Annotated in this window: 23 protein-coding genes; 12 read left to right on the top strand and 11 right to left on the bottom strand. The window is 69.1% G+C overall.

From position 1 onward, the window contains the following. Positions 1-732, top strand: a 732-nt coding sequence (locus tag V7E05_RS08660; protein ID WP_333619263.1) for a CCA tRNA nucleotidyltransferase, incomplete at its 5' end; no start/stop codon positions are given. Between the two features lie 64 nt (positions 733-796). Then, positions 797-2,200, top strand: a complete 1,404-nt coding sequence (locus V7E05_RS08655; RefSeq protein ID WP_333619265.1) for a glycosyltransferase 87 family protein — start codon at positions 797-799, stop codon at positions 2,198-2,200. 928 nt (positions 2,201-3,128) lie between these two features. Here V7E05_RS08655 and V7E05_RS08650 read toward each other — a convergent pair. Further along, positions 3,129-5,078, bottom strand: coding sequence for a DUF2339 domain-containing protein (locus V7E05_RS08650; RefSeq protein WP_333619262.1), 1,950 nt, complete (start codon positions 5,076-5,078; stop codon positions 3,129-3,131). A gap of 937 nt (positions 5,079-6,015) precedes the next feature. On the opposite strand from V7E05_RS08650, the gene V7E05_RS08645 reads away from it, so the two are divergent. Genes V7E05_RS08645 through V7E05_RS08630 form a run of 4 tightly spaced genes read left to right on the top strand, consistent with a single transcriptional unit; the run spans position 6,016 to position 9,134 of the window. Beyond that, positions 6,016-6,621: a YqgE/AlgH family protein gene (locus tag V7E05_RS08645; RefSeq protein ID WP_333619261.1), complete on the top strand. Its 606-nt coding sequence runs from the start codon at positions 6,016-6,018 to the stop codon at positions 6,619-6,621. Between the two features lie 48 nt (positions 6,622-6,669). After that, positions 6,670-8,016 carry an MFS transporter gene (locus V7E05_RS08640; RefSeq protein ID WP_333619260.1) on the top strand — a complete coding sequence of 449 codons (1,347 nt, stop codon included), beginning with the start codon at positions 6,670-6,672 and terminating at the stop codon, positions 8,014-8,016. A gap of 56 nt (positions 8,017-8,072) precedes the next feature. Beyond that, the gene (locus V7E05_RS08635; RefSeq protein WP_333619259.1) at positions 8,073-8,798 is read left to right on the top strand and encodes an AzlC family ABC transporter permease; all 726 of its coding nucleotides are present in this window, start codon (positions 8,073-8,075) and stop codon (positions 8,796-8,798) included. A gap of 3 nt (positions 8,799-8,801) precedes the next feature. Continuing rightward, positions 8,802-9,134 carry a branched-chain amino acid transporter permease gene (locus V7E05_RS08630; protein ID WP_333619258.1) on the top strand — a complete coding sequence of 111 codons (333 nt, stop codon included), beginning with the start codon at positions 8,802-8,804 and terminating at the stop codon, positions 9,132-9,134. Positions 9,135-9,140: 6 nt separating this feature from the next. On the opposite strand, the gene V7E05_RS08625 is transcribed toward V7E05_RS08630, so the two are convergent. Continuing rightward, positions 9,141-10,394: a lipase family protein gene (locus tag V7E05_RS08625; RefSeq protein ID WP_442891642.1), complete on the bottom strand. Its 1,254-nt coding sequence runs from the start codon at positions 10,392-10,394 to the stop codon at positions 9,141-9,143. Positions 10,395-10,538: 144 nt separating this feature from the next. Next, positions 10,539-11,549 carry a bile acid:sodium symporter family protein gene (locus tag V7E05_RS08620; protein WP_333619256.1) on the bottom strand — a complete coding sequence of 337 codons (1,011 nt, stop codon included), beginning with the start codon at positions 11,547-11,549 and terminating at the stop codon, positions 10,539-10,541. Between the two features lie 200 nt (positions 11,550-11,749). On the opposite strand from V7E05_RS08620, the gene V7E05_RS08615 reads away from it, so the two are divergent. Beyond that, on the top strand, positions 11,750-12,097 hold the full coding sequence (locus V7E05_RS08615) for a YidH family protein (RefSeq protein ID WP_333619264.1): 348 nt from the start codon (positions 11,750-11,752) through the stop codon (positions 12,095-12,097). An 80-nt stretch (positions 12,098-12,177) separates the two neighbouring features. Continuing rightward, the gene (locus tag V7E05_RS08610; protein ID WP_333619255.1) at positions 12,178-12,450 is read left to right on the top strand and encodes a hypothetical protein; all 273 of its coding nucleotides are present in this window, start codon (positions 12,178-12,180) and stop codon (positions 12,448-12,450) included. A 30-nt stretch (positions 12,451-12,480) separates the two neighbouring features. Here the strand turns inward: V7E05_RS08610 and V7E05_RS08605 are convergent, their stop codons facing one another. Both V7E05_RS08605 and V7E05_RS08600 read right to left on the bottom strand, forming a co-directional pair. Continuing rightward, a complete protein-coding gene (locus tag V7E05_RS08605; RefSeq protein ID WP_333619254.1) occupies positions 12,481-13,359 on the bottom strand; it encodes an aspartate/glutamate racemase family protein in 879 nt (292 codons plus the stop codon). A gap of 313 nt (positions 13,360-13,672) precedes the next feature. Continuing rightward, entirely contained in the window at positions 13,673-14,254 is a 582-nt protein-coding gene (locus V7E05_RS08600; protein WP_333619253.1) for an SdpI family protein, read from the bottom strand. Between the two features lie 213 nt (positions 14,255-14,467). Here V7E05_RS08600 and leuS point away from each other — a divergent pair, with 213 nt between their 5' ends. Then, the gene (leuS, locus tag V7E05_RS08595; protein WP_333619252.1) at positions 14,468-17,485 is read left to right on the top strand and encodes a leucine--tRNA ligase; all 3,018 of its coding nucleotides are present in this window, start codon (positions 14,468-14,470) and stop codon (positions 17,483-17,485) included. 283 nt (positions 17,486-17,768) lie between these two features. On the opposite strand, the gene V7E05_RS08590 is transcribed toward leuS, so the two are convergent. From V7E05_RS08590 to V7E05_RS08565, 6 genes are all read right to left on the bottom strand, one after another. Further along, positions 17,769-18,011: a ribbon-helix-helix domain-containing protein gene (locus V7E05_RS08590; RefSeq protein WP_333619251.1), complete on the bottom strand. Its 243-nt coding sequence runs from the start codon at positions 18,009-18,011 to the stop codon at positions 17,769-17,771. Between the two features lie 67 nt (positions 18,012-18,078). Beyond that, positions 18,079-18,444 (bottom strand): hypothetical protein, encoded by a 366-nt coding sequence (locus V7E05_RS08585; RefSeq protein WP_333619250.1) that lies wholly within the window; start codon positions 18,442-18,444, stop codon positions 18,079-18,081. Between the two features lie 98 nt (positions 18,445-18,542). Further along, complete coding sequence (locus tag V7E05_RS08580; RefSeq protein ID WP_333619249.1) at positions 18,543-19,532, bottom strand: hypothetical protein; 990 nt, start codon at positions 19,530-19,532, stop codon at positions 18,543-18,545. Positions 19,533-19,560: 28 nt separating this feature from the next. Next, on the bottom strand, positions 19,561-20,523 hold the full coding sequence (locus tag V7E05_RS08575; RefSeq protein ID WP_333619248.1) for an SDR family NAD(P)-dependent oxidoreductase: 963 nt from the start codon (positions 20,521-20,523) through the stop codon (positions 19,561-19,563). Positions 20,524-20,606: 83 nt separating this feature from the next. After that, entirely contained in the window at positions 20,607-21,200 is a 594-nt protein-coding gene (locus tag V7E05_RS08570) for a manganese efflux pump MntP (protein ID WP_333619247.1), read from the bottom strand. Between the two features lie 277 nt (positions 21,201-21,477). Continuing rightward, positions 21,478-22,401, bottom strand: coding sequence for an alpha/beta fold hydrolase (locus V7E05_RS08565; RefSeq protein ID WP_333619246.1), 924 nt, complete (start codon positions 22,399-22,401; stop codon positions 21,478-21,480). A gap of 295 nt (positions 22,402-22,696) precedes the next feature. Here V7E05_RS08565 and efeU point away from each other — a divergent pair, with 295 nt between their 5' ends. The 3 genes from efeU to V7E05_RS08550 form a co-directional block, all read left to right on the top strand. After that, the gene (gene efeU, locus V7E05_RS08560; RefSeq protein ID WP_333619245.1) at positions 22,697-23,605 is read left to right on the top strand and encodes an iron uptake transporter permease EfeU; all 909 of its coding nucleotides are present in this window, start codon (positions 22,697-22,699) and stop codon (positions 23,603-23,605) included. A 203-nt stretch (positions 23,606-23,808) separates the two neighbouring features. Continuing rightward, positions 23,809-25,020 carry an iron uptake system protein EfeO gene (gene efeO, locus V7E05_RS08555; RefSeq protein ID WP_442891641.1) on the top strand — a complete coding sequence of 404 codons (1,212 nt, stop codon included), beginning with the start codon at positions 23,809-23,811 and terminating at the stop codon, positions 25,018-25,020. Beyond that, positions 25,013-25,423, top strand: a 411-nt coding sequence (locus tag V7E05_RS08550; RefSeq protein ID WP_333619243.1) for a Dyp-type peroxidase domain-containing protein, incomplete at its 3' end; no start/stop codon positions are given. The genes efeO and V7E05_RS08550, both read left to right, overlap by 8 nt.

Here is a 25,423-nt window from a genome sequence, read left to right as displayed (position 1 = left end):
ACGCTCACGCAGACCGGACTCGCCGAGCGCGTGCTCCCCGAGCTCCCCGGGATGCGCCTCGAGCGCGACGAGCACATGCAGCACAAGGACGTGTACTGGCACTCGCTCACCGTGCTGCGCCAGGCCATCGACCTCGAGGATGACGGCCCCGATCTGGTCCTTCGCTGGGCTGCACTCCTCCACGACATCGGCAAGCCAGCGACCCGCGCGGCGAAACCGGGGGGCGGCGTCACCTTCCACCACCACGAGGTGGTCGGCGCGAAGATGGCGCGCAAGCGGATGCGCGCCCTCAAGTACCCGAAGGCGATGATCGAGGACGTCGCTGGTCTGATCTTCCTGCACCTACGATTCCACGGCTACGGCGACGGGGCGTGGACGGACTCGGCGGTGCGCCGCTACGCGACCGACGCCGGAGACCTCCTCCCCCGCCTCCACAAGCTCGTGCGCGCGGACTGCACCACGCGCAACAAGCGGAAGGCGGCGCGGCTCCGGGCGAACTACGACTCGCTCGAACAGCGCATCGCGGAAATCGCGGAGGCCGAGGACCTCGCGAAGGTCCGGCCCGATCTCGACGGCAACGACATTATGGAGATCCTAGGTGTCTCGCCGGGCCCCGAGGTCGGCAAGGCGTGGAAGTTCCTCAAGGACCTCCGCCTCGACCGCGGACCTCTCGACCGCGACGAGGCGAAGGCCGAGCTCCTTGCGTGGTGGTCCCAGCAGGACGGTCGCTGACGTGGCAGAAAATTCGGCCGGCTCGTCGGCCCTGTCCGGGTCATCCTTGCCGTCCGTGCTGTCTATGCTTCGCCGGCCCGCCCCGGCGCCGCGGCGCCGGGAGCTCAATCCCGCCCTGCGTGCGGCCGCGCGCCGCCCCGTGTGGCTCTTCGTCTCCGGGGTCCTCCTCGCCGTGGGTGCGTTTTTCTTTTTTGTCGGCGCCCCGTGGCTCCACCAAACTCCGCCCTATCACATCGATTTCGACGTTTATCGAATGGGCGGAAAGGTTTTCCTCTCCGGCGGGGATATATACGGCGAATTACCGGAGCTCGCGCGGGGCGATCATTTGCCCTTTACCTATCCGCCTTTTTCTGCGGTGTTGTTCTCCCTATTCGCCGTGATGCCACTCGAGGTCGGCGGGTCCCTTCTCACGCTGGGGACCGTACTTTGCCTCTGGTACACGCTCGTCGCCGTCACATGTTTCACGTGGAACATCGGGCGGCGCGAGGCCGCGAGGCTGGTCCTCCCGGTCCTCGCTCTGGGCCTGTGGATCGGTCCCGTGCGGGAGACGATCTTCTTCGGGCAGATCAACGCGCTGCTCATGGCGGCGATTCTCTTCGGGTTGTTCGCGGGACTCCTGCCGCGCTCCGGGATCGGTGCGGGTCTTGCGGATGGTCAGGGTCACGCGGCGTCGGAAACGCCGCGCCGCACCCCGCTGTGGGGACCGATTCTCGTGGGGGTCGTCGCGTCGATCAAGCTCACTCCGCTCGTGTTCGGCATCTTCTACCTGGTGCGACGCGATCTCCGCGGGGCCTTCGCGATGGCGGGCGGCGTGGCCCTCGGCGTCGGCGCGGGCTTCGCGTTCCTCCCGTCGGCCTCGATGCAGTACTGGACCGAAACGATCCTCAGTTCGGACCGGATCGGCGCGCCGATGTTCGCGTCGAACCAGAGCCTCAACGGCGCGCTCCACCGCCTCCTCGGGGACGGGACAACGACGAAGGCCGTTTGGGCGCTCCTCGTTCTCGTTGTCGTCGCGGTCATCGCCTGGTGCGCCGCGCGGCTGAGCTCCGCGGGCCTTCCGGCCGAGGCCGCGATGGCGGTCGCGCTCATCTCCCTCCTCGCTTCTCCTGTCTCGTGGGGGCATCACTGGGTGTGGATCATGCCCATTATCGTCGTCTTTTCCGCGCGGGCATTCCCGCGCCTTTCGACGACGCCGGAGTTCCGTGCATATGGGAATTGGAATTCGGCGAGAATACGCTTTTCCGGCGTAGTCATCTGGGCCGGATTGCTCGTCGGATTCTTGACCCCCTATTGGCTGGTGCCGCGCAGCGACGGACACGAGGTCGACTGGAATGCGTGGCAGACGTTGGTGGGCGATGCCGTGCTGTTGTGGGGCCTTCTCGCCGTCGCACTCTTCCTGACGGCGGCCGCCGCGGCGCCCCGGGCCGGCCTGTGGACGGCGGCACGAGGAATCCACAGCCCGAAGTAGCGCACCCCACGGCGGGGCACGGCGGTCCAGGCTGTGCAGCATGGATTACATCCTCGGAGACGGCCTCGCAGAGCCGACGCAATGGACCACCGACCCGACCCTCAGCCTCGTCGACGCGAATGCGCCCGACGCCGTGAGTATCGACTTCCTCGGCAGCGGAACGGATGCCGATGCCCTATGGGATTCCGATGGCGACGGAGCCGCCGACCGCGTCGTGCTCGCCCACGGCACCGAAGCGCAGGAGGTGTACGCGGACGATGGCAAGGGCACGTGGGCGATCCCCGTCGAGTACTCCGGCTCCGCGGGTGGCACCGGGAGCATCGGGCTGGCGGCGCTGGGCGCTGGCGGCGCGGGCTCAGTGGGTGCGGGGTCCGCTGGGGGCGGCTCGGTCGGCGCTGGGTCTGTCGGTGGCGGCTCGGTGGGCGCAGGTTCCGTAGGCGGAGGCTCGGTGGGCGCGGGGTCGCTCGCGGGCGGTCTCGGGCTCATGGGCCTCGGTTCGCTCGGCACGGGTTCGGCGAGCTTGGGGGCCGTAGCCGCCGGTGTCGGCGCGGGCTCGGCCGGCGGGATCGATCTCCAGCTCCCCGAGCTCCCGCCCCTCCCCGAGCTTCCGCCACTTCCCGAGATGCCCTCGTTCGAGGTTCCTTCGTTCGAGGTGCCGTGCGCACCGGAGGAACAGTGCCCTCCGCCCGAGCCGTGCCCGCCTGCGGTCGAGCCCGCGGCGGAGTGCGATACGCCGGCACCCGAGGGTCCGGCGGAGGTCACCGAAGAGGATTTCGCGAAGGACACCGAGCACAACTCGGTGGGCCCCGATCCCGTCGCGCCTGCCCCGGCGCCCGTGCAGGGCGGCATCGATGCCGGCTCCGTGGGAGGGGTCGGTTCCATCGATGCCGCCGCGCTCGGTACAGGCTCGGCCGGCGGCGCCGGTTCGCTAGCCGCGGGGTCCCTGGGCGCCGGGTCCCTGGGACTCGGGTCCGCCGGATCCCTGGGCGCCGGTTCGCTCGGTGGCGGATCCGTAGGCGGCGGATCCGTATTCGGCGGCGGCCTGGGCGTGCTGTCGGGATCGCTGTTCGTCTAGCGTGCCGGGTCCCGCGGGGCCGCTCTGGTAGCCCGTTCCTGCGGGTCCCGCGGGGAATGGGTTCGGTCGCTGGGTGGGGGTCTTCTCGTCGTCGGCGCGGTTGGACATCACGGTCGCCGTCGCGAGCATCATCACGCCCACCAGGCAGAACACGAGGATCCGGACGATGGCGCTCATGTTCGCGAGGTCGATCACGAGGAGTTTCGCCATGGATGCGAGGAACAGCCCGGCGCCGAAGACCTTCGCCTGGGGAAGGGGCTTCTTCGTCGTCAGGAGCCAGATGGAGACGGCGAAGAGTCCGACGGTCACGAAGAGATGGCCGAAGTAGAACCACACCTCGTTCTGCGCGGGTGTCGAGCTGAGCATGAGTCCGCCGTAGAGGACCGTCGAGATGATCCACGCCAGGCTGAGCAGCGCCCACGGCCACGAGGAGATGAGGGAGCGCGAGCGCGCGTCGAAGGTCGGCGGCGGGAGGTGGCCGGGAGCCTGGGTGGGGACGGAGCGGAAGGTGCCCGGGTGGTTGGGCAGATCGATGTCGTCGATCGTGCGCAGGAGCACGATGATCGCGTGGATGAGAATCGCCGAGGCGGCGGCGAGTTGGACGAGCACGAGGGCCGGTGTGGACATCCGCGATTCGGGGAGGAACCACAGGCGCGAGTCGAGGATCGCCGGGACGGTGCAGACGAGCGGGATCGCGGAGACCAGGTCTGCTTGCACGAGGCTGTACAGCGAGCGGAGCCGCAGGTGGAGGGTCAGGTAACAGAACGCGACGAAGGCGCTGCCGAGCACGGAGTAGCCGGTGTCGATGTCGAGCTCGTGCGCGGACCAGAAGAGGCCGATGCTGAGCAGCGCGGTGCCGATGGCCATCGTCGTGCGGGCGTAGATCGAGCTTGCGAGGTCCTTGCTGCGTTCGCTGAGCTGGGCGATCGTACCGGCGAGCACGTAGACGAGGGACAGGGCGACGAAGAAGAAGGGCGTGTAGATGGGGTCCGTGTCGAAGATGTAGATGACGACGAGGGCCGTGGGCGCGAGGCCGACGATCCCGGCGATGAGCGCGTCCTTGCCGGCGCCGGCGTTCTCCCGGAGGCCGATGAGCATGGCGCAAGCGGCGGTCACGGCGACGATGGCGCAGTAGACCCACGGGTCACTCGACGACGAACCGCCGGTACCGGAGTCGAGGCGGAAGCTGAGGACGGCGAACATAGCGAGTCCCGTGCCGATGTAGGTGGCGAGGCGCGCGATGCGGAGCCACTTGCCGAGGCTCGCGGTGACGAAGCCGGACACGACGTACATGACGGCGATCGCTCCGAGGGTGAGGGCGTTCTGCTCGACGATGATCATGGCGATCATCGCGCCGCACACGCCGATTCCGGCCATGACGGCCGACGAGAGCCTGCGCGCGATGAGCACTCCGGCTCCGGCGACGGCGAAGACGATCACGAGGCCGAGGGCCGGGTGGAGGAGTTCGTACACCGCAGATGCCGCGACTGGGATGATGAGGAAGATCGCGATGGAGGTGCCCAACGTGGCGAGCGCGCCGATGTGGGTGCCGACCACGTTCCTGCCGGAGCCCGGCGTGCGGGAGCGGACCTTGGATACGTGCCGCGAGTGCAGCCACCAGCCTGCGGTGCCGAAGAGGGCGCCGACGCCGACGGCGATGGCGAGCTGCCCGAACGGACCGACGAGACCGAAGACGATGGCGAGGAAGAATGCCATGCCCGCGGCGGTGAGGAGCCCGCCGAGGATGCCGAGTACGCGGGTGACCGCGCCCTCCTTGGTCCACCAGCGCTCCTCCTCAGGCACCGGTGTCCACGGCTTGTCGTAGGCCGCAGAAGCGGGCCTGCGGCCGTGCTGGGAATGGGGACGCGACTGGGGTTGGGCTGGAGTCGCGCCCTGCGGACCCCCGTTATTCGGGCTCTGATTTGGACTCCGGTTCGGCACCGAGGAGTTCGGGCGCTGGTTCGGGGTGGGCTGCTGCGACGGGCGCTGAACAGAGGCCCACGCGGCGGCCGCGTTGTCGGGTGAGGGAGCATTGGCCGCCGGCGCCTGGGGAGGCGCGGTGTTCGGCCTGGCCGGTGCGGTGGCGCTCGACGTGGAGTTCGGTGCCTTGGGCGCCTGGGGGCGCTGGCCAGGGGCGGGGAACTGCTTCGCGCCGGGAGCGGAAGGGTTCGGTTCGGTCGGGGCCGTGTGTCGCCCGGGTGTCTGTGCGCTGGAAGAGGCAGGTGGAGTGGGTGCTGTTGGCGCCTTGGAAGCGTAGGGCGCCGTGGTCGCGGTCGGCGCCTTTGCGGAGCCAGACGCGTCGGCGCCCCCTGCGGGGACCCTTGCGGAATCGAGGGACGTGGCGATCTGGTCGAGGAGGCGCTGTGAGCGTTCGTGGGTCTCGGCCAACGATCGAATATCCCGGCTGAGCCCGGTGAGGACTGCGTCGAGCGGAACTGTGCCGCGGCGTGAGGTTTCCATGTGCCCTCTGATGCGGGGGCACCGGCAAAGGGTTCCTCCGTCGTCAAACGAGATGCAAACGTGACAACCGGCGAGCCCGCTCCGGAAGGGCTCGCGAACCTCTTGCGGGGGCCGGGCGGGGGTGCCCGCAGGTGGCGGGAAAGTCCAGCGCACGTCGAATTCCGATGCGGCGGCGTGCTTCGTCGCACAATGGATGCGACGTGTTGGTGATCGTGGTGGATACCGTGCCGGCCGCCGCTGGAATCGCGGCGCCGCACGACGGATTCGGGAGGGGCGTCTCGTGACGAGCGAGCGGTGGAACTACCTCGCGGGCGCCCGCGACGCGCGGCAGCCGTGCGCCGGCGAGCTCCTCGTCGCCTCGCCCGGGATGGACGACGGAGAATTCGGGCGGACTGTCGTGTACCTCATCGAGCACGGCACGGAGGGCACGCTCGGCGTGGTGCTCAACAAACCGATGCGGGCGAGCGTCCGAGAGCTGCTCGGCGCGTGGGCGTCGTTCGTCGCTCCGCCCGATGCCCTGTTCCACGGCGGGCCGCTCCAGCGCGATTCGGGGCTCGCGCTGGCCGTCGCCGCGCCGGGCGAACACCTCGACGACGACGAACACATCCACAACGTCGAATCGCGGGTGTACATGGTCGACCTCGACACCGATCCCGCGGTCCTCTCCCCCGCCGTCGAAGGCGTGCGGATCTTCGCCGGCTACTCGAGCTGGGTGCCTGGGCAGCTCTCCGCGGAGCTCGCGCGCGGGGACTGGATCGTCGCGCTCGGCCTGCCCTCGGACGTTATCGGCGGGACGGGAACTGACCTGTGGGCGGACGTGATCCGTCGGCAAGGCCCGCCGTTGTCGCTGTACGCGACGTTTCCCGCGGACCCTAATCTCAATTAGTGGGATCGTAATTCCATACCGTGGTTGGGCGGGAGTAGGGTCCGAGCCATGGACGCAATACGCCGCAGCGAAGCCATGGCAAAGGCCACAGCGGCGGGCGAGGTCAAGGCGGCCCACTGGGGGATGCTCGCGATCTCGACCGTGGCCGCGAGTGCCGCGAGCTCGTTCCTAGTGGGAGTGTCGTTCCTCATCCCGCGCCTCCACGACGACGGGGTGAGCCTCACCGCCGCCGGCTTTCTCGCAGCCGCCCCCAACATCGGCGTCGCCTGCGCACTCGTGGCGTGGGGACTGCTCGTGGACCGCAAGGGCGAGCGCTTATCGCTCACCGCGGGGGCGTGCTCGAGTGCGGTGCTCATCGCGCTCGCCATGGTGCTCGGCGCAAGCGGCGGCACGTCGGGGTCAGCGCTGTTCGGGCTGGGCGTGCTGTTCGCGCTCGCCGGCGCGGCCTCCGCGGCGGCGAATTCGGCGTCCGGGCGCGTGGTCGTCGGCTGGTTCCCACCCCGGAGGCGTGGGCTCGCGATGGGCATCCGGCAGATGTCGCAGCCCGCCGGTGTCGCGGTTGCGGCGCTGCTCATCCCGCCCATCGCCGACCGCGCCGGGGTCGTCGCCGCGCTCGGTGTGCCGTTCGCGATGGCAGCGCTCTCCGCGCTGCTGTGCTGGCTGTTCGTCGTGGACCCGCCGCGTCCTGCTAAGGGCGACGCCGGCTCGGCAGAGCTCGGAGCCACGCCGTACAAGGTCCCCTACCTGTGGCGGATCCACGCCACGAGCGTCCTACTCGTGGTCCCGCAGACGCTCATGCAGTCGTGGCTGCTCGTGTGGCTCGTGGTCGGTGAAGGCTGGTCCGGGTTCGCGGGTGGCGTGGTGGTCACGGCCACGCAGATCCTCGGCGGGATCGGCCGCATCGTCGTGGGCGGCGCCTCGGATCGGGTGCGCCATCGCAACCACCTGCTGCGGGCGGTCGCGGTCGCGGCGGCGTTCGGCTTCGGTGCGCTCACCGCGATCGTCGCTTTCGGGGCGCCGGGAGCGGTGGCGGTGTCGGTGGCAATCATCGCCTCGGTCATCTCCGTCGCGGACAACGGCCTGGCATTCACTTCCGTCGCCGAATACGCTGGACCGTTCTGGTCGGGCCGGGCGCTCGGCGTGCAGAACACCGCGCAGTTCCTCTCCATCGCGGCGATCACTCCCGTGTTCGCGGCAATCATCTCGGGGCACGGATTCGTGTGGGCCTTCGCGCTGGCCACGCTCGCCGGCATCGGAGCCGTACCGCTCGTTCCCGGGCACGACGAGGTGCGCGCGGGGCAGAAGGACGCCGACGGTGGGCCGGGCGGCGAGCACGAGACGGAGCACGGCAACGAGCAAGGCGCCAAGCACGAAACCGGCCACGCCGCCAAGTAACACGGCAAGGCAGAGTAAACGGCGCAGTCGCACTTCGAGAGCGAGGGAGGCACACGTTGGCTGAGGGAACCGCCGCCGAAATCCGCCGCGGGTTCGACGACGCCCTCCCCGTCGGCGTGGGCATCATCCCCCTCGGCCTCGCGTTCGGCGTGCTCATGGTGCAGTCCGGATTCTCGTGGTGGTGGGCGCCGACCTTCTCGATCCTCATCTACGCGGGCTCCATGGAGTTTCTCGCGATCGGGCTCTTCCTCGGCGGCGCGCCGATAGCCTCGCTCGCGGCCACCGGCCTGCTCGTCAACTTCCGGCACGTCTTCTACGGGCTCTCCTTCCCGCTCGAGAAGGTGCGCAACCGCCTGGCCAGGGTGTACTCGGTGTACGCGCTCACGGACGAGACCTATGCGATCGTCGCCACCAAGCCCCGCGACGAAATGAGCGGACCGCGCGCCGTCACGATCGCCGCCACGTGCCAGGCGATGTGGGTCCTCCCCGGCATCGTCGGTGCGCTCGCGGGCGAGCTCATCCCGTCGTGGCTCCAAGGGTTCGAGTTCGCGCTCACCGCCCTGTTCACGGTTCTCGCGATCGACGCGATCCGCGCGAACTCGGCGTGGTGGCCACCGGCAGTCGCGGCAGCCTGCGGCCTCGTCTCACTGCCGCTCTTCGACGACTCGATGCTCATCGCTGGCCTCGCCGCGTTCGTCGCGGTGCTCGTCGTGGCGTTCGTGATCGGCGCACGCCGATCGGGGGGCGGAAACACCTCGGATATGACGGCGGAGGACGCGTAGACCATGCCCGCAGGCCTCTCCCCTACCTACGTCCTCGTCGGCCTCCTCGTGATCGGCGTGATTACGGTACTCCTCCGCCTCGTGCCCTTCGTGGCGCTCTCGCCCCTCCAGGATTCCCGTCTGGTCCGCTTCCTCGGCATCTATATGCCCGGCGGGGTCATGGTGATCCTCGTGATCTATACCCTCCGCGAGACGACTGGCGCCATCTCCTCGTGGGTCCCGGCGGCCTGCGGCATGGCGGTCGTTATCAGCCTCCACCTGTGGAAACGCTCGAGCGTGCTGAGCATCCTCGTCGGCACGGCGGTGTACGTGGCCCTGGCTACGGCGCTGGGATGAATCGCCCTACCCCATCACCCGCTGCAGGAACGCGGTGGAATCCGGCGTCGAGGCGCCGACCGTGCCGCTATGGTCCTGCGTCGGGTAGACGTGCAGCTCCGGCGGCTGCGCGTTGAGCGCCATCTGCGCGGCCAGCGACAGCGCGAACGGCGCCGGGACGTCGATGTCCATGAGACCCTGGCCGAGGAAGACGGGCTTGTCGTAACCGCGATCGGGAGTGCCCATGAAATCGTGGAGGATCCCGTAGAAGTTCGGGATCTCGGCGAGCGGCCGCGTGACGAGCTTGCCCACCTGGGTGTCCCCGACGGCATCGGCCATCGACGAGTAACAGAGCGTCTCGGCGCGGTCGAGGAGCCCGACGCCCTCGGGCGAGAGGAACGAGTCGATGTCGAGCTCCGGGTGGGCGTCGCGGAGCGCCGTCAGGATGTAGAGCGAGTAGATGTTGAGCCCCTGCGGCAGGTCGATGGGCGGGAAACCCGGGGCCGCGTACTGGAAGATCGCCTCGATGTTCGCGGGGGTGCCGGTGGCCACCACGCCGCGGTAGTCGAGCCCGTACGGGGCGGAGAGTCCCGTCGCCCGGGCCGCGGTGTTCATCGCGGCGCCTGCGCCCTGCGACTGCCCGACGATCGAGTACTTCGCCGACAGCGGCAGCTTCGCATCGCGTGCCGCGGCCACCGAGTCGACCACGTTGTGCGCGGCGACCTCGCCGTTGAGGTAGCTGAGCAGGTTCGGCGTCCCCAGTCCGGCGTAGTCGGTCGCGACCACCGCGTATCCCTGGTCGAGCCAGTGGTTGAGGTATTCGGTATCTCGCGCGCTCCGCGGCTGCGTCGAAGGCGCGCAATCGTCGCCGAGCCCGGTGGTGCCGTGCGCCCACGCGATCACCGGCCACCCGCCCTCGGGCGCCTCGCCCTTGGGTAGGAACACGGCTCCCGAGCTCGTCGCCTGGTCCCCGAACTGGTTCGTGGTCCCGTACGTCTGCCGGTGCGCCTCCCCCGCCGAAGCCAGGGAGATCGAGGGATCGAGCGGCACCACGACACCGGATCGGCCCGGCGTGAGGTCCGGTGCGGCGTCACGGGAGTCGACTCCCGACCACACGGGGGCGGTCTGTACGGGGTCGGTCGGCTCGGCCCCGGCCGATGGGGCGGCGATGACGGCGGACAGGCCGGTTGCGGCCGCGAGGGCGAGGGCGCCGGCGGCCGTGCGCAGGCGGCCCGGCCGGTGAGAGGCGCGCGGGGCGGCAGGCGTGCGCCGGGTGTGCATGATGTTCATATCGGGATCGTAGACCGACGGTTCTGGATAAATGTCCACTTCGCGAGAGAGCGCCAGAAAATACGCCAAAAGCACCGGTCCGACGCGCATCCGTCGTCGTTTCAACCCCGGACGGGTAGCGCCGCCGGGTGGGAATCAGCTCGCTGCAGCGTGTTCTGCGTCATATTCGCGACCGTAGCGATTGGCGAGCCACGCGCAGACGATGAGCTGGATCTGGTGGAACACCATGAGCGGCAGAACGAGGAGCCCGATCGGTTGGCCGGCGAAGAGCACGGAGGCCATGGGCATTCCGGTGGCGAGCGATTTCTTCGAGCCGCAGAACTGCACGACCCGTTGGTCGGCAACCGAGAAGTGGAAAAGACGCCCGACGGCGGCGGTGAGGCCGAGGACGATCGCGAGTATCACGCAGCAGGTGAGCACGAGCCAGCCCGCCTCCGCCCAGGAGATCTGCGAGAACATCCCCTCGGACACGGCCTCGGAGAAGGCGGTGTAGACGACGAGCACGATGACCGCCTTGTCGTAGAGCCCGAGCTTCGGCCCGATCTTGTTCATGATCGGCAGGACCCACGGCCGCAGGAGCTGGCCGAGGACGTACGGCAGTAGAAGCTGGACGCAGATCTCGACGATCGAGGAACCGTCGATGTGGACCCCGGACGTCGCCGTCATGAGCGCAATGACCAGTAGCGGGGTCGCGACCACGCCGATGAGGTTCGACGCCGACGCCGAGACGATCGCCGCGGGGACGTTGCCGCGCGCGATGGAGACGAACGTGATCGAGGACTGCACAGTCGACGGCACGAGCGTGAGGAAGAGGACGCCCGAGGCGAGGCCCTCCCCCAGCAGCGGCTTGAGAGCGGCCTGGGATAGCAGCCCGAGCAGCGGGAACACGATAAAAGTGAGCGCAGTGACCGTCGTGTGCAGCCGCCAGTGCTTGAGGCCCTCGAGGGTGTCGCGCGGCGACATCCTCGCCCCGTAGAGGAAGAACAGGAGCGCGATGCCCACCTTGTTGACCCAGCCGAGCACATCGGCCGTTCCGCCGGAGGCGGGGAGCAGCGCCGCTACCCCGACCGCTACGAGGATCGAGAAGATGAACCAGTCGAGCCGGAGCTTCTTACAGCCCCTCCCCAGCGCAGCCAAGATACCCATGGTCCCATTCAAGCCGCGCGCCGTTCGGGCTGGCCATTTGGGTTCGTCAAGCGCATGTGACGGCGGGCGGCCGTAGTACCCTCGCCAGCGTGAGAAGCGAGCGCAGGAGCGGAAACGCCGAGGCCGAGGGGCGCGCGGGGCGCGAGAGCGCGGCGTCGGCTGAGAGGCGCGAGGGCGGCGAGCGCTGGCGGCCGCGGTCCCTGCGCGAGGGCCGCGAGCCCGATCCGCGCTTCACGCTCGCCAACGAGCGCACGCTGCTCGCGTGGCTGCGTACGTCGATGGCGCTGATCGCCGGCGCCGTGGCTCTCGAGGCGTTCGCCGCGAACACCATCCCGGCCGGCATCCGGACGCCGCTCGCCGTGGTGCTCCTCGTGTGCGCGAGCGCGCTGGCCCTCTATGCCTTCCGCCGCTGGCTGCGCATGGAGTCGGCGATGCGCCACGGCCGGCCGCTCCCGGCTCCCGGCGCTGCCGTGATCCTGGTCGCCGGCGTCGCCGCCGCCGCGATCGCGCTGGTCGTGGGCATCGTGTGGAATCTCCAAGGCGCATGACGCCGCCCGTCCCCCCTCCCCAGGACCCCGGGCTCCAGGTGGAGCGAACTTCGCTGTCTTGGGCGCGGATGTGGACGGCGATGGCCGTGGCGCTCGCGGCCTGCGCGCGGCTCACGTTCGAGGTGTCGCCGTGGCTCACCTTGTTCTTCGGGATGCTGGTGATCGGTCCGATGGCCGGGCTCGCGTTCTTCGAGCAGCGTCATATCGAAAGGGCGCATTGGTTTGTCGGCGCCGATTCGGGTGCGCGCAAGGCGCCGATCTACCGCTGGTTGCCACTCGCGGTGGTGACAGGGATGTGCGTGGTGCTGGCGTTGCTGGCGATCGTGGTTATCGCGCTCCGGCCGGTGGCTTAGGCCCGGCGGGCTGGGGCTTGCGGGTCTCCCCTATTGCCCCGGCATTGGCGCGGTGCTCCATGCAGAATCGCGTGGCCCGAACCACTTCAGCTCGCCGACAACACCCACCAGCGGGTTGCAGCGGCCGCGCGGGAAGTTTGCACGAGTTTGAGCTAGTTCGCCCGAGCTTAGGAGGTCGTGCAAACGTGCGGATCGCCGTGCAAAATCAGAAGACGCTCGTGCAAACGTCGCGCCTCGCAGCCCTCGCAGCCCTCGCAGCCCGCGCCGGACGCAGCCAACGCCAGGCGAAGCCCACGGCACTGCCCTAGCAGGCCGACTGCGCTGGGGCAGCCTCATCCGCCGCCGGGTGGTGCCAGAGGTGCATCCCCAGCCGCCGGGCCTACCCCACCAACGCGAGTACCCGAGCTCCTCACCGATCGCGACGCGAACGAGATCCTCGATGTGCGGATCCATCGTGTCCAGCGTCGGCACCGGCGACGTCGAGTCGGAGAGCAACAGCGGAAGCTCGGTGCAGCCGAGAATCACCAGCCCGGCGTCGTGCTCGGCGGCGAGCCGCTCGATAATCCGCAACAAACCCGCCCGCGTGAACTCCTCGACCACGCCGAACTGGAGTTCGCCCGCGATCTTGTCCTGGATGTACGCGATCTCCTTGGCCGACGGCACGGCCACGGAAATCCCGTCCTCGCGCAGCGGCCCGGCGAGAAAGTCGCCCACCATCGTGAACTCGGTCCCCAGCAGGATCACCGAATCCACTCCGCGCGCGCGAATCGCCCGCCGCGTCGACTCGATCGAGCTCACCAGCGGCAACGGCGAACGCTCCGCGAGCGGGTCGAGCACGACGTGCGGTGTGTTCGCCGTGAGGGACGCGATCTCCGCCCCGGCTCGTTCCAGGTTTATGACGGCGGACAACAGGTATTCCGTGAGCCCGTCCCAGTCCTCGGCTCCCGCGAATCGGAATACCTCGAAGGCGCTGAGCGATTCGATGCTCAGCGGGGCGAGGAGATCGCGGCGCGGCGCGTTCTGCACGCCCTTGATGATCCGGCGTTATAAATGAGTGTCGACTCGGGGCCGGTGCCTCCGACCAGGCCCAACTTCCGCAGATCGCCGGTTTCCATCGCGTTTCCCTTTCCTCCGTGTCCGCCTCGCCGGTGTTATGGCGGGGGTGCGGGTGCGTCGGTAGCCGGAAGCTCTGGGCGGAAGCTCTGGGCGGAAGCGCCGGGCGCTAGTGGTGCGCCGCGCCCTCCGAAGTGCACATGCCCTTGAGCGTGCAACTGCCGCAGCCGCCGGACACGCCGCAGTCCGAAGCGGCAGCGGCAGCAGCGGGGTCGGCGGAGGAACCGGCGCCCGATGCCGGTGCCGAGTCCGATCCACCCGCGGAACAGCAGGAATCGGAGACGGTCGGGGCGCCGAGGCCCTCCGGAAGCGTGCCGGTGACCCGCGCGTTCTCGAACCATATGGCCGCGGCGCGCGCGCCGGCGAGTCCTGCGAAGGACAGCATGCCCACGGCGACGAGGGCGGCGAGGACCGCAATGACCACCGATGGCCAGCCGCCGACGAGGAGGATGCCGAATCCGCCGAGCATGAGCGCGGCGCCAGCGGCGAGGAAGCCCGGGCCGGCGGCGCGGTTGGAGAGTTCCCACGCCTCGGGCGACGCCTTGGTCTCGGGCGTGCGCACGCCGAACCACGAGTTCCCGGGAAGGCGGCCGCGAAGGGCAGCGACGCCGCCTGCGAGCACGACGACGCCGAGGGCGAAGAAGACGATCTGGAACAGCAAGCTGAAGACCGACACAGCAGTATTGTCCACGTGCTCAGGGTACGCCCGCGAGGGAGGAATACCCATTCGGGCTTACACTGGGAATTCGACTGCGGGACCGGCACCGGAGGCGCGCACGGAGCTCATCCGGAGCGCACCCGGAGCGCCGAAAGGCGCACGGAAGGCCGCCGATCCCGGCCGGGGCGAAGCGAACCGGCGAAGGCAGACCGGACCAGCGAACCGAACGAGGGGCGAAGAATCACTGTGAGCACCACCAGCGATGCGGGAACCGGAAACACCGAGGCCGGCGCAGGATCGGCTTCCGGATCGCCGGCCGCCGCGCCCGCCGATTCCGGGCCCGCGCACCGCTACGGCGCGCGCCTCGCCGGCGAGATCGAGCCGCATTGGCAGTCCGAATGGCTCGAGCGCGAGACCTTCTCTGCGCCGAACCCGACCGGACCGCTCGCGCCGGCCGAGGGCGAGGGCGCCCTCCCCGAGGACAAGCTGTTCGTCCAGGACATGTTCCCCTACCCTTCGGGCTCCGGCCTCCACGTCGGCCACCCCCTCGGCTATATCGCCACGGACGTCTACGCCCGCTACCACCGGATGCTCGGGCGCAACGTGCTCCACGCCCTGGGCTACGACGCCTACGGCCTCCCAGCCGAGCAGTACGCGGTGCAGACCGGCCAGCACCCTCGGGTCACCACCGAGCAGAACGTCGCGAACATGCAGCGCCAGCTCGGCCGTCTCGGCCTGGGCCACGACCCTCGCCGCTCCTTCGCCACTACGGATGTCGAGTTCTACCGCTGGACGCAGTGGATCTTCCTGCAGATCTTCGACTCGTGGTTCGATCCCGAGGCACCCGTCCGCGAGCACGAAGGCGCCCAGCCCAGCGGCCGCACGGGCCGCGCTCGGCCGATCTCCGAGCTCGTCGACCAGTTCGCGTCCGGCGAACGCGCGCTGCCGCCCGAGTTCGTCGCCGAGTTCTCCGGCCGCGGCTGGGGCGAGCTCACCGGCGCCGAGCGAGAGCGCGTCCTCTCGGGCTACCGTCTCGTCTACCTCTCCGACTCCACGGTCAACTGGTGCCCGGGCCTCGGCACGGTGCTCGCGAACGAGGAGGTCACCGCCGACGGAAAGTCCGAACGCGGCAACTTCCCCGTCTTCCGTAAGAACCTCCGCCAGTGGATGATGCGGATCACCGCGTATTCCGACCGGCTCATCGACGACCTCGACGTGCTCGACTGGCCCGAGAAGGTCAAGTCGATGCAGCGCAACTGGATCGGTCGTTCTCGCGGCGCGCAGGTCGGCTTCCCGCTGGTCGACGAGCCGGAGACGAAGATCGCGGTGTTCACCACGCGACCGGACACCCTCTTCGGGGCCACGTACATGGTGCTCGCCCCTGAGCACGATCTCGTCGACAAAATCGTCCCCGAGCAGTGGCCGAGCGCGGATCTCGACACCCGCTGGACCGGCGGCGCGGCGGATCCTGCCTCCGCCGTCAGGAACTACAGGGCCGCGATCGCGGCGAAGAGCGACCTCGAGCGCCAGGAGAGCAAGGAGAAGACCGGCGTCTTCACCGGCGCCTACGCCACCAACCCACTCTCGGGCGCGCAGGTCCCGGTGTTCATCGCCGACTACGTGCTCACTGGCTACGGCACCGGCGCGATCATGGCCGTGCCCGCGCACGACACCCGCGACTTCGAGTTCTCCGCGGCCTTCGGCCTGCCGCGCATCCAGGTCGTCGCGCCCGCGGAGGGCGAGTACGACCCGTCCGAGGCGTACACCGGCGACGGCACTGCGGTGAACTCCGCTGCCGGCGCCCTCGACATCGACGGGCTCGCGCAGGGCGAGGCCAAGGACCGGGTCATCGCCTTCCTCGAGGAGCAGGGCCTCGGCAAGGGGACCATCCAGTACAAGCTCCGCGACTGGCTCTTCGCGCGCCAGCGCTACTGGGGCGAGCCGTTCCCCGTGGTCTTCGACTCCGAGGGCACGGCGCACGCGCTCCCCGAGTCCGAGCTGCCCGTCGAGCTGCCCGAGGTCGAGGACTACAAGCCCGTCTCATTCGATCCGGATGACGCGGACTCGCAGCCCTCTCCCCCGCTGGCCAAGGCCACCGAGTGGCTCACCGTGACCCTCGATCTCGGCGACGGGCCCAAGGAGTACACGCGCGACGCGAATGTCATGCCGCAGTGGGCCGGATCGTCCTGGTACGAGCTGCGCTACACCGACCCCACGAACTCCGAGGCGATGGCCGATCCGGAGAACGAGGCGTACTGGCTCGGTCCGCGCCCGGCAGAGCACGGTCCGCAGGACCCGGGCGGGGTCGACCTCTATGTCGGCGGCGTCGAGCACGCGGTGCTCCACCTGCTCTACTCGCGCTTCTGGCACAAGGTGCTCTACGACCTCGGCCACGTCTCCTCCTCGGAGCCCTACCGCCGCCTCTTCAACCAGGGCTACATCCAGGCCTACGCGTACACCGATTCCCGTGGCGTGTACGTTCCGGCCGCAGAGGTCACCGAGCGCGAGGGCCGCTTCTACTGGACCAACGAGTGCGGCGAGGAGATCGAGGTCCGCGAAGAGTTCGGCAAGATGGGCAAGTCACTGAAGAACTCGGTCTCCCCCGACGAAATGGCCGACACCTACGGCGCCGACACGCTCCGCGTCTATGAGATGTCCATGGGCCCGCTCGACCAGTCGAGGCCGTGGGCCACGAAGGACGTCGTCGGCGCTCACCGCTTCCTCCAGCGCCTGTGGCGCCTCGTGGTCGACGAGGCGACGGGCGAGGTGCACGTCTCGGAACAGCAGGCTGACGGCGACGTCGCTCGAGCCCTGGCCCGCGCCATCGCGGGCGTCCGCGAAAATTACGCCGAGCTGCGCGACAACACGGCGGTGGCGAAGCTCATCGAGCTCACCAACGTGCTCACGAAGAACTACGGCTCGGGCGGCGCCCCGCGCGAAGCCGCCGAGGCCCTTGTCCTCATGGTCGCCCCCGTGGCGCCGCACCTCGCCGAGGAGCTGTGGTCGCGGCTCGGGCACGAGACCTCGCTCGCCCACGGGCCGTTCCCGGAGGCCGACGAGTCGTTGCTCGTCGACGACACCGTCGAATACCCGGTGCAGGTCAAGGGCAAGCTTCGCGCGCGTATCGAGGTCGCCGCCGACGCCTCTCCCGCCGATGTCGAGGCGGCCGCGCTGGCCGATCCGAAGATCGCCGGGATCCTCGACGGCGCTGCGCCGAAGAAGGTCATCGTCGTACCCGGGAAGATGGTCAACGTCGTCCCGTAGTTCGCTCTGGGGAAGGGACGCTCGTCGTCATGCCGGGCGTCCTCTCCCTAATCGAGGAGCTTGCGATACGTTTTCCGGGCGATCATCGAGTGGATGATCTCTTCCGTGGCGTCATCCCAGATAAGCACGACGATCTCCAAGAGGCGCGCACGGCTGTCGAACCCGAGGTGCAGTTCACGTTGGGGATGCTCGTCGTCTAGCGGAGCGACGAAGGCGGTAGTTCGTGCCCCATGGATCGAATCGTCAGCTGGAATTTCATTTTTGAACGCAGAGGGGCGAACCCTCACGCGCTCGCCCAGTCGTGAACGGCCTGGCGGATCGCTTCGGAACGGTTGAGATTCTCTCGACGCGCGCGCTCCTCCAGTTGCGCCGCTTCTTCTTCGGTCAGCCGCACCGTGAATACCTGCGCAGCGCCGCCGGCGCGAGTCGGCCGGCCCACCTTCCGGAGCCGGTCGACGTCGTATCCCTCCTCGGCCTCGGCCACCCACCCATCGACCTGCTCCCCGGAGACGTGTCGGCCGCTCATTTTTCGCATGCCAATAGTGTAATACGAAATGGTCCGGACTGGTGCGTCCAGCCTCGATGTCCCCTCCCTAGCGGGTCGAGACCAGGAGGAGCGAGCCGCCGAGCACGAGGTAGGCCGTGGTGCCGATCCACAAGACCTGGGTGAGCCACAGCCACGGCCGCCAGCGGATGTGGTTACGCCACCGGGCATAGGTCTGCCACATCGCCCCGGCGGTGAGCGCGAGGGCGAGGCCGAGCGGGACGAGCAGGACGACGAGCCCATCGCCCGTAAACCCTGCACCCCGGCGGACGTGGAATGCGAGCGAGAGGACCGAGGCGAGCGCGAGGACGAGCGCGAAGCTCGCGGCGCCGTAGGCCACCGCGGCGTGGGTCGAGCGCTCGTTGCGCTCGAGACGCTCCAGCGGATCGCCCACGTAGTCCGGCTTCCTCTTCATGTTTCCCAGCCTAACGCCGGGCAGACGAGGTCTCCGGCGGTGTCCCGGAAGGGGCCGAGTTGCCCGAGCCCTGCGCCTATTCCCCCGAGGCCCTACGCCTAGTCCCGAGCGTCGTCGATTTGGAGAACGGTCCAGCCGGTTATCCGTGAGCGCCCGCCGGAGACGTCGAAGCGCCGGCCGTCGCCGAGGTCGATCCGGGTGCCAGGGAGGTAGCTCGAGCGGGTGCCGAGCTCGTGGGTGAGCACGTCGAGCGCGACGCCCATGGTCTGCGGCGGCGACTGCCGGCGGCGCGGAAACTCGAGGTCGGCGCGGCCGAACCGGAAGAGCCCCGTGGTAAATGCGAAGGTCATCGGCGGATTCGCCTCGTCGATGGGCGCCGAGGGGTCGTCGGTGAAGATGCCGACTCGGAGGCCCACGAGCACGGGCGTGGGCAACGGAGCGTTGACGACGGTGTCGCGGTATACCGCAGCGGGCAGGCAGAGCCCGGCGAGCGGGACCCACACGCCGATCGGCTCGGACCCGGCGGCGGTGTTGGAAACAGCCGTGAGCGCAGCCGTGATCGTGGCGACCGCGATTTCCTCGCGGAGCGCATCGTGCGGCAGGTCCTCCCCCGGCACCGCGCCCGTGTTCTCGTCGGGCCCGTAGACCGCGCCGGCGACGTGGATCCTCGAGCTCACCCGCAGGAGATCGGTGGCCCGGTTCTGCCACATGACGATCCCGCGCGCGGCGTCGAGAGGACCGTCGAAGGACGGGTTGTCCTGCGGGAAAGAGATCGATCCGTCGTAGGCCTCGCCCTCGGGAACCGAGTCCGCGGAGACCGGTTCAGCGCGGCTCGAGACGACGATCGCCACTCCCCGGTAAGCGACGTTGACCAGCGCATCCTCGGCCGGTCCCCCGGGATCGTCGGCTCCCATCACCTCGATGGTGAGGGCGTCCCCGAGCACCTGCTCGAGGCACCGCGCGATGTCGGCGGCGGTGGGCGGCGGGCCCGCGAGCAGGATCTCGGTCTGCGCGCTCCTGCGCCAGTCCAGCGGGCTGTCCTCGGCAGCCCCGGAACCGGGAGCCGCGCCGTCATTCGGGGTGGTCATACGAACACGGTACGCGGCTGCGCGGCGTCTACTTCGCCGCGATCCGGGACGCCGCGCCGGTCTCGCCCGTGTGCTCGGCGATCTCGTCCACGGTCTCCAGGCCGAGCTGCGCGTCGGTGACCGGCGGGAACAGCGGGCCTCCCCCAAATGCTCCGCGGTGCGAGAGCGGTTGTCCCCCATCGTTGTTGACGATCCCGTGCTCGCGCCCATACTCGGCGGAGATCACGGTGGAGCCGCTGGGCACCGAGGGATCGTCCGTGAGCGCCGCGATGACCCTGCCGACGAATTCCGGGTCCTCCGCGCGGTCGAGCGGGAACCCGTTGAAGAGCTCCATGTCGAACGAGAGCAGCAGCTCAGTGCGGATGAGGCCCGGCCACAGCGAGTGGGTGCGGACGCCGGTGTCGCGGAGATCGTGGGCCATGTCGGCGGTCATCTTGTCGATCGCCGTCTTGCTCATCCCGTAGAGGACCGTGTGGAACGGCGCGCGCGAGCCGAACGACGAGATCGTCGCGATCTCCCCCGAGCCCTGCGGGACCATGATCTTTGCGGCGAGCGACGAGGCCACGTAGTGCGCGCGCAGCCCGATCCCGATGAGCGAATCCCAGTCGTCGAGCGGCCGCTCCCAGAAGCGCGCGCCGAAGCCGAGGAAGCCCTTGGGATTCGCCCACACGTTGTTGACCAGCAGGTCGAGCCCCGGCTCGTAGTCCCGGATTCGCGCGAACGCGGCCTCGACCTGCGCATCGTCGCGGTGGTCGACCTCGAGCGGGACCACCAGATCCTCGTATCCCTCCGCAGTGGGCGCGAGGCGATCGGCCGAGCGGGCCGTGGCGTAGACGCGCCAGCCGTCCGCGGCGAGCGCCCGGGCCACGCCCTTGCCCACCCCGCGGCTCCCGCCGGTGACCAGTGCGACGCGTCCCTCGCCCCGTTCGTCGGTGGTGTTCGACTGTGTGACGGCGGACGTGGCCGAATTCCTGGACTGCTGATCAGACATGTGTCCATCGTAGAGTTCGACGGGCGCTGGAACTGCCGGAATGGCCGGGAAATCGTGCCGCGACGCACTCGGCGCCGGCGCTGCTAGGCAGCGAGGTGCTCCACGAGTATCGACGTGCCGATCCCGATGAGGATGAGGCCGCCGATCGCGGTGGCCGGCTTTCCGAATCGCTGCCCGGAGCGGTGCCCGAACCACACGCCGATGAGCGTGAACAGGAAGGTCGTGAGCCCGATGACGGCGATCGCGAGCCAGATGTTGATGTCGGTGGCCGCGAAACCGAAGCCCACCGCGAGCGCATCGATGCTCGTGGCGAAGGCGAGGAGGAGGACGGAGCCGAGGTGGATGTCGGACTCGTCGTCGTCTTCGTCATCGGCCGAGGTCACCGCCCCCCGCGCGGCCCGGCGCTCGGGGAGCGACTCGATGACCATGTGGACGCCGACGCCCGCGAGAAGTCCGAAGGCGATCCAGTGGTCGATCGTGGTGATGAAGCCGAGGAGCGAATTGCCCAGGAGCCAGCCGATGAGCGGCATACCCGCCTGGAAGACGCCGAAGGCCACGGCGAGGACGAGCGCGCGGCGGGAGAGTCCGTCGCGGATCTTGGTCCCGCGGGCGAGCGCGACGGCGAAGGCGTCCGCGGACACGCCCAGGGCGATGAGCACGATCTGAAACAGGGGCAAGGACGCTCCTCGGGTCCGGCCGCGAAATGCGACAGCTCAGGCCCGAAGGTCTCGTTCGCCCGCCGTAGCGGGTGATACGCCGGGTCCGCGCGGGCAGACCAGTATGTCGACGCACCTCCTGGCGCCGCTGGCGCCGGGAACTACTCCCCTTCGAAAGTTCGGTCCAACCCTACCGCGAGGCAGGGGAGAGCGGAACTCAGTGGGGACGAGCCCAACCCGAACGCCGACCGAGCCCAGCCCGAACCCCGAGCGGGACTCGGCCGGCCCGCAGGCGGCGCTACCTCGTGAAGAACTCGGTGACGAGGCGCTCGAACTTCTCCTTCTGCTCGATCATGGCCCAGTGGCCGCACTTCGAGAACGCGTGGAGCTCGGCGTTGGGGAGCTGGCGGAACGCGAAATGCGCCTGCTCGTAGGGGAGCATCCGGTCGTCCCGACCCCAGATGAGCATGGTCTCCTGGCGGATCTTCGAGGCCCGGGCGTAGAGCGGCGGATACTCCTTCGCAGGGTCGAGGATGGAACCGAAGATCGAGTACATGCGCTCGACGGCTCCGGGGGCGGTCGCGGCCTCGGTGCGCTGGCGGATGAGCTCGGGGGAAACGACCTTCTTGTTCCCCACCATGGTGTCCACCCACGCGGCCATCGCCTCGTCGCTCGGGTTCGAGAGGAAATCGAAGAGGCGCCGAGAGCCCTCGGAGGGCTCCGGGGAGAAGAGGGGAGCGGCGAGCCCGCCGGGCCCCATGAGCGCGAGGCGCCGGACGCGGCCGGGGTGCGAGATCGCGAGCTCGCAGGCCACGTTTCCACCCATCGAGTTGCCGATGATGTCGACCTCGTCGACGCCGAGCTCGTCGAGGAACGCGTCGATGGCATCGGCGGCGACGAGTGGATAGCCGCGGTCCCATTCGTGGTCCGAGGAGAGGCCGAAACCGGGCATGTCCAGGGCGATCACGCGGAAGCGGCGGGCGAGCGCGGGGATGTTACCGCCGAAGTTGGACCACGCCGTGACCCCGGGGCCGCTCCCGTGGAGCAGGAGGATCGTGGTGTCGTAGGGGTTGTTACCGTCGGCGTCCCCGGCTCCCTCGGGTTGGCCGTCCTCGAGGGGGCCCACATCGTGGAAGTGGAACGTGAAGCCGTCCGCTTCGACTGTCTCGCTCGTGCTCTCGAACGTGATCCCCGCGTCGGCGGCGGACTCCTGCGTCGACATACTCGCTCCTCGTGCTTCTCGGTTGCCGCTTCTCGCGGCCGTCCTTACGGCTCGAGATTACTGCAACACGTTCTAGTTTTGTCGGCGAAGAGTGGGGGTAGAAAATTGCCCCAACCACAGTAAATGAACCCTAGGCTTCCCTAATCGCTTTGGCGCGGTCTACGCTTTGACCAGCGTTGCGCGTGTGTGCGCGTGAAAGTCGTGGGGCGGAACACCTCTCGCCGGAATGCCGCTACGGCACTCCCGATAGCGGGTAAGGCGCGAACCCCAGGCGTGTCGGTTGGGAAGAACGGGGATGGGTATGGAGGACGGGGCGACGCTGTTCCTCGCTTCGGGCGGGCCTACCGCTTGGACGCAGATGCTTGGCAGTGGGCTCATCGGCATCCGTGAAGGGCTTGAGACCGGGATCGTAGTTATGGTCCTCGCTGCCTTCCTCGTCAAGTCCGGGCGCCGTGAAGCCCTCAAGTACGTGTGGATCGGCGTGAGCATCGCCGTCTCGCTCGTCGTCGCGATCTTCCTCGGCATCCACTTCGGCACGCAGACGCTCACGGGAATGGCGGCCGAGGCCGCCGCAGGAATCGCCTCGCTCGTCGCCGTCGTCATCGTCACCTCGATGGTGTTGGTGATGAAGAAGGCGGCAGGCTCGATTTCCGGAGACCTCAAGGCGGGGATGGACCGGGCCCTGGAGGCCGGACCGTTCGCCGTCATCCTCCTGGCCTTCCTCGCGGTGGGCCGTGAGGGGCTCGAGACGGCGCTGCTAATGGTCGGATATGCCGAGGGCTCTAGTACCGCGTGGCCCTTCGTCGGGCTCATCGTCGGCGTGCTCGTGGCCGTCGCGTCCACCTATGCGCTGTATCTCGGCGCTGTGCGGATCGACCTGGGGAAGTTCTTCAAGGTCACCGGCGTGTTCCTCGTGGTCGTCGCGGCGGGAATCCTCTCATACGCCGTCCACGCCTTCCAGGCGATGGGGTGGCTGCCCGGGCTCACGTCCTACGCGTTCCACCTCGATTGGTACGACGCGTCCTCGTGGTACGGCACGGCGCTGGCCGGCATCTTCAACATCACGCCCGAGCCCACCTGGCTGCAGCTCATCGCGTGGCTCGCCTACCTCGTGGTCGTACTCACGCTGTTCCTCCGCCCCGTCGACAGCACAAGACTACCGCGCGCCAAGGCGGCGCCGGACGCCGCAGCGGTCCGCGCGTGAGCCACGGCTTCCACCGCGCCGGCCGGCGCCGAGGAGACCCACGCCTCGGGGACCCGCGCCACCCAGATGTCTCGCATCGACACGATCCACATTCGCCCGTCCCACATCCACCGATCCGCACCATTACCGAGAGGGACCACTCGATGACCGTGCCCACCAGCCCGATCCCCGGCCCCAACGCCGCCGTGCGTAGTCGGAGCACCATGCGCCGCACTTCCGCGGCCTTCGCCGTCCTCGCCGTCGCCACCGCGGGTACCGCGGCATGTGCGGAGAAGAACGACGGCGGTGACGGCAGCACCGCGCCGATTGTCGTGACGAGCAGCAACGATGCCTGCGACCTCGCGTCGACCGACGCGAGCACGGGCCAGGTCTCGTTCACCGTCGAGAACACGGGCGACAAGGTCACGGAGTTCTACGTCTACGGCGCCGAGAACCGCGTTCTCGGCGAGGTCGAGAATATCGGCCCGGGACTCAAGGGCACGCTCACCGTGGACATCGCCTCGCCCGGCGACTACCAGGTCGCGTGCAAGCCCGGCATGGTCGGGCAGGGCATCGGCGGCCAGATCTCGGTGAGCGGCGAGGAGAAGCCCGCGCTCGAGGCACCGGTCGAGGTGGAGAGCGCGAAGGCGGCCTACCTCGACTTCGTGCGCGGGCAGACCGACACGCTCGTGGACCAGGCGACCGAGTTCGCCGATGCCGTCAAGGCCGCGGACAAGGACAAGGCAAAGGCTATGTACGGCCAGGCGCGCACGCCGTTCGAGCGCATCGAGCCCGTCGCCGAGTCCTTCGCCGATCTCGATCCGAAGATCGATATGCGGTGGGACGACACCGAGGACGGTGCCGCCGAGTTCACCGGATTCCACCGCCTCGAGCGCTACCTCTGGCCGCCGCAGCAGGCCGAGATCGGCGACGCCCCCGGCCAGATCACGCAGGCCGACGCCGACCATGCGAAGAAGAACGACAGCCCGGAGAACATCGTGAAGATCGCCGACCAGCTCGTCGCCGACGTCACGAACCTCCGCGACGAGGTCGCCAAGCCGGACTTCGTGTTCGAGACGCGCTCGTACGTCGCGGGCCCGCAGGCGCTCGTCGACGAGATCGCCGCGACCAAGGTCGGCGGCGAGGAAGACCGCTACTCGCACACGGACCTCTGGGACTTCGCCGCGAACATCGAGGGCTCGCAGCGGCTCATCACCGATATGGCGCCGATCATCGACTCGAAGAGCCTCGAGCAGATCAAGGAGATCAACGACCGCTTCGCGGATGTCTCCGATGCGCTCGACAAGTACCGCGAGGGCGAGGGCTACCGCGATTACTCGAAGGTCCCGGAGCCGGAGCGCAAGACGCTCTCCGACAAGATCGACGCGCTGAGCGCCTCGCTGTCCGAGGTCCCGGGGGCCGTCCTCGGTGGATAAGGGAGCCGAGCGAGAAAGCGACCACAACGCTGGTTCGTCCGTCTCCCGCCGCGCCGTCCTCGGCGCGGCGGGCGCCGGCGTGGTCGTCGGCGGGGCCGCTGGCGCGTTCGGCGGCGCCGCGGTCTCCCGTGCACAGGCCGGCGGGGACTCCGCGACCGCTGCTTCATACCCCTTCCGCGGCGATCACCAGTCGGGGATCGTCACGCCCGCGCAGGACCGCCTCCATATCGCGGCGTTCGACGTCACGAGCAATGACAAGCGTGAGCTCGCCGACTTGCTCCGCACGTGGACCGAGGCCGCCGAGCGGATGACCCGCGGCCAGGAGACGGTCGACGGCGGGGCCGTGGGGCGCGGCGAGCTGTTCCCACCCGCCGACACCGGCGAGGCGCTCGACCTCGAGCCG

It is taken from the genome of Dietzia sp. (assembly GCF_036741115.1).
GTDB lineage: Bacteria > Actinomycetota > Actinomycetes > Mycobacteriales > Mycobacteriaceae > Dietzia.
Note: the sequence above shows the minus strand (reverse complement) of the source record. Positions and strands in the feature narration are given on the sequence as shown.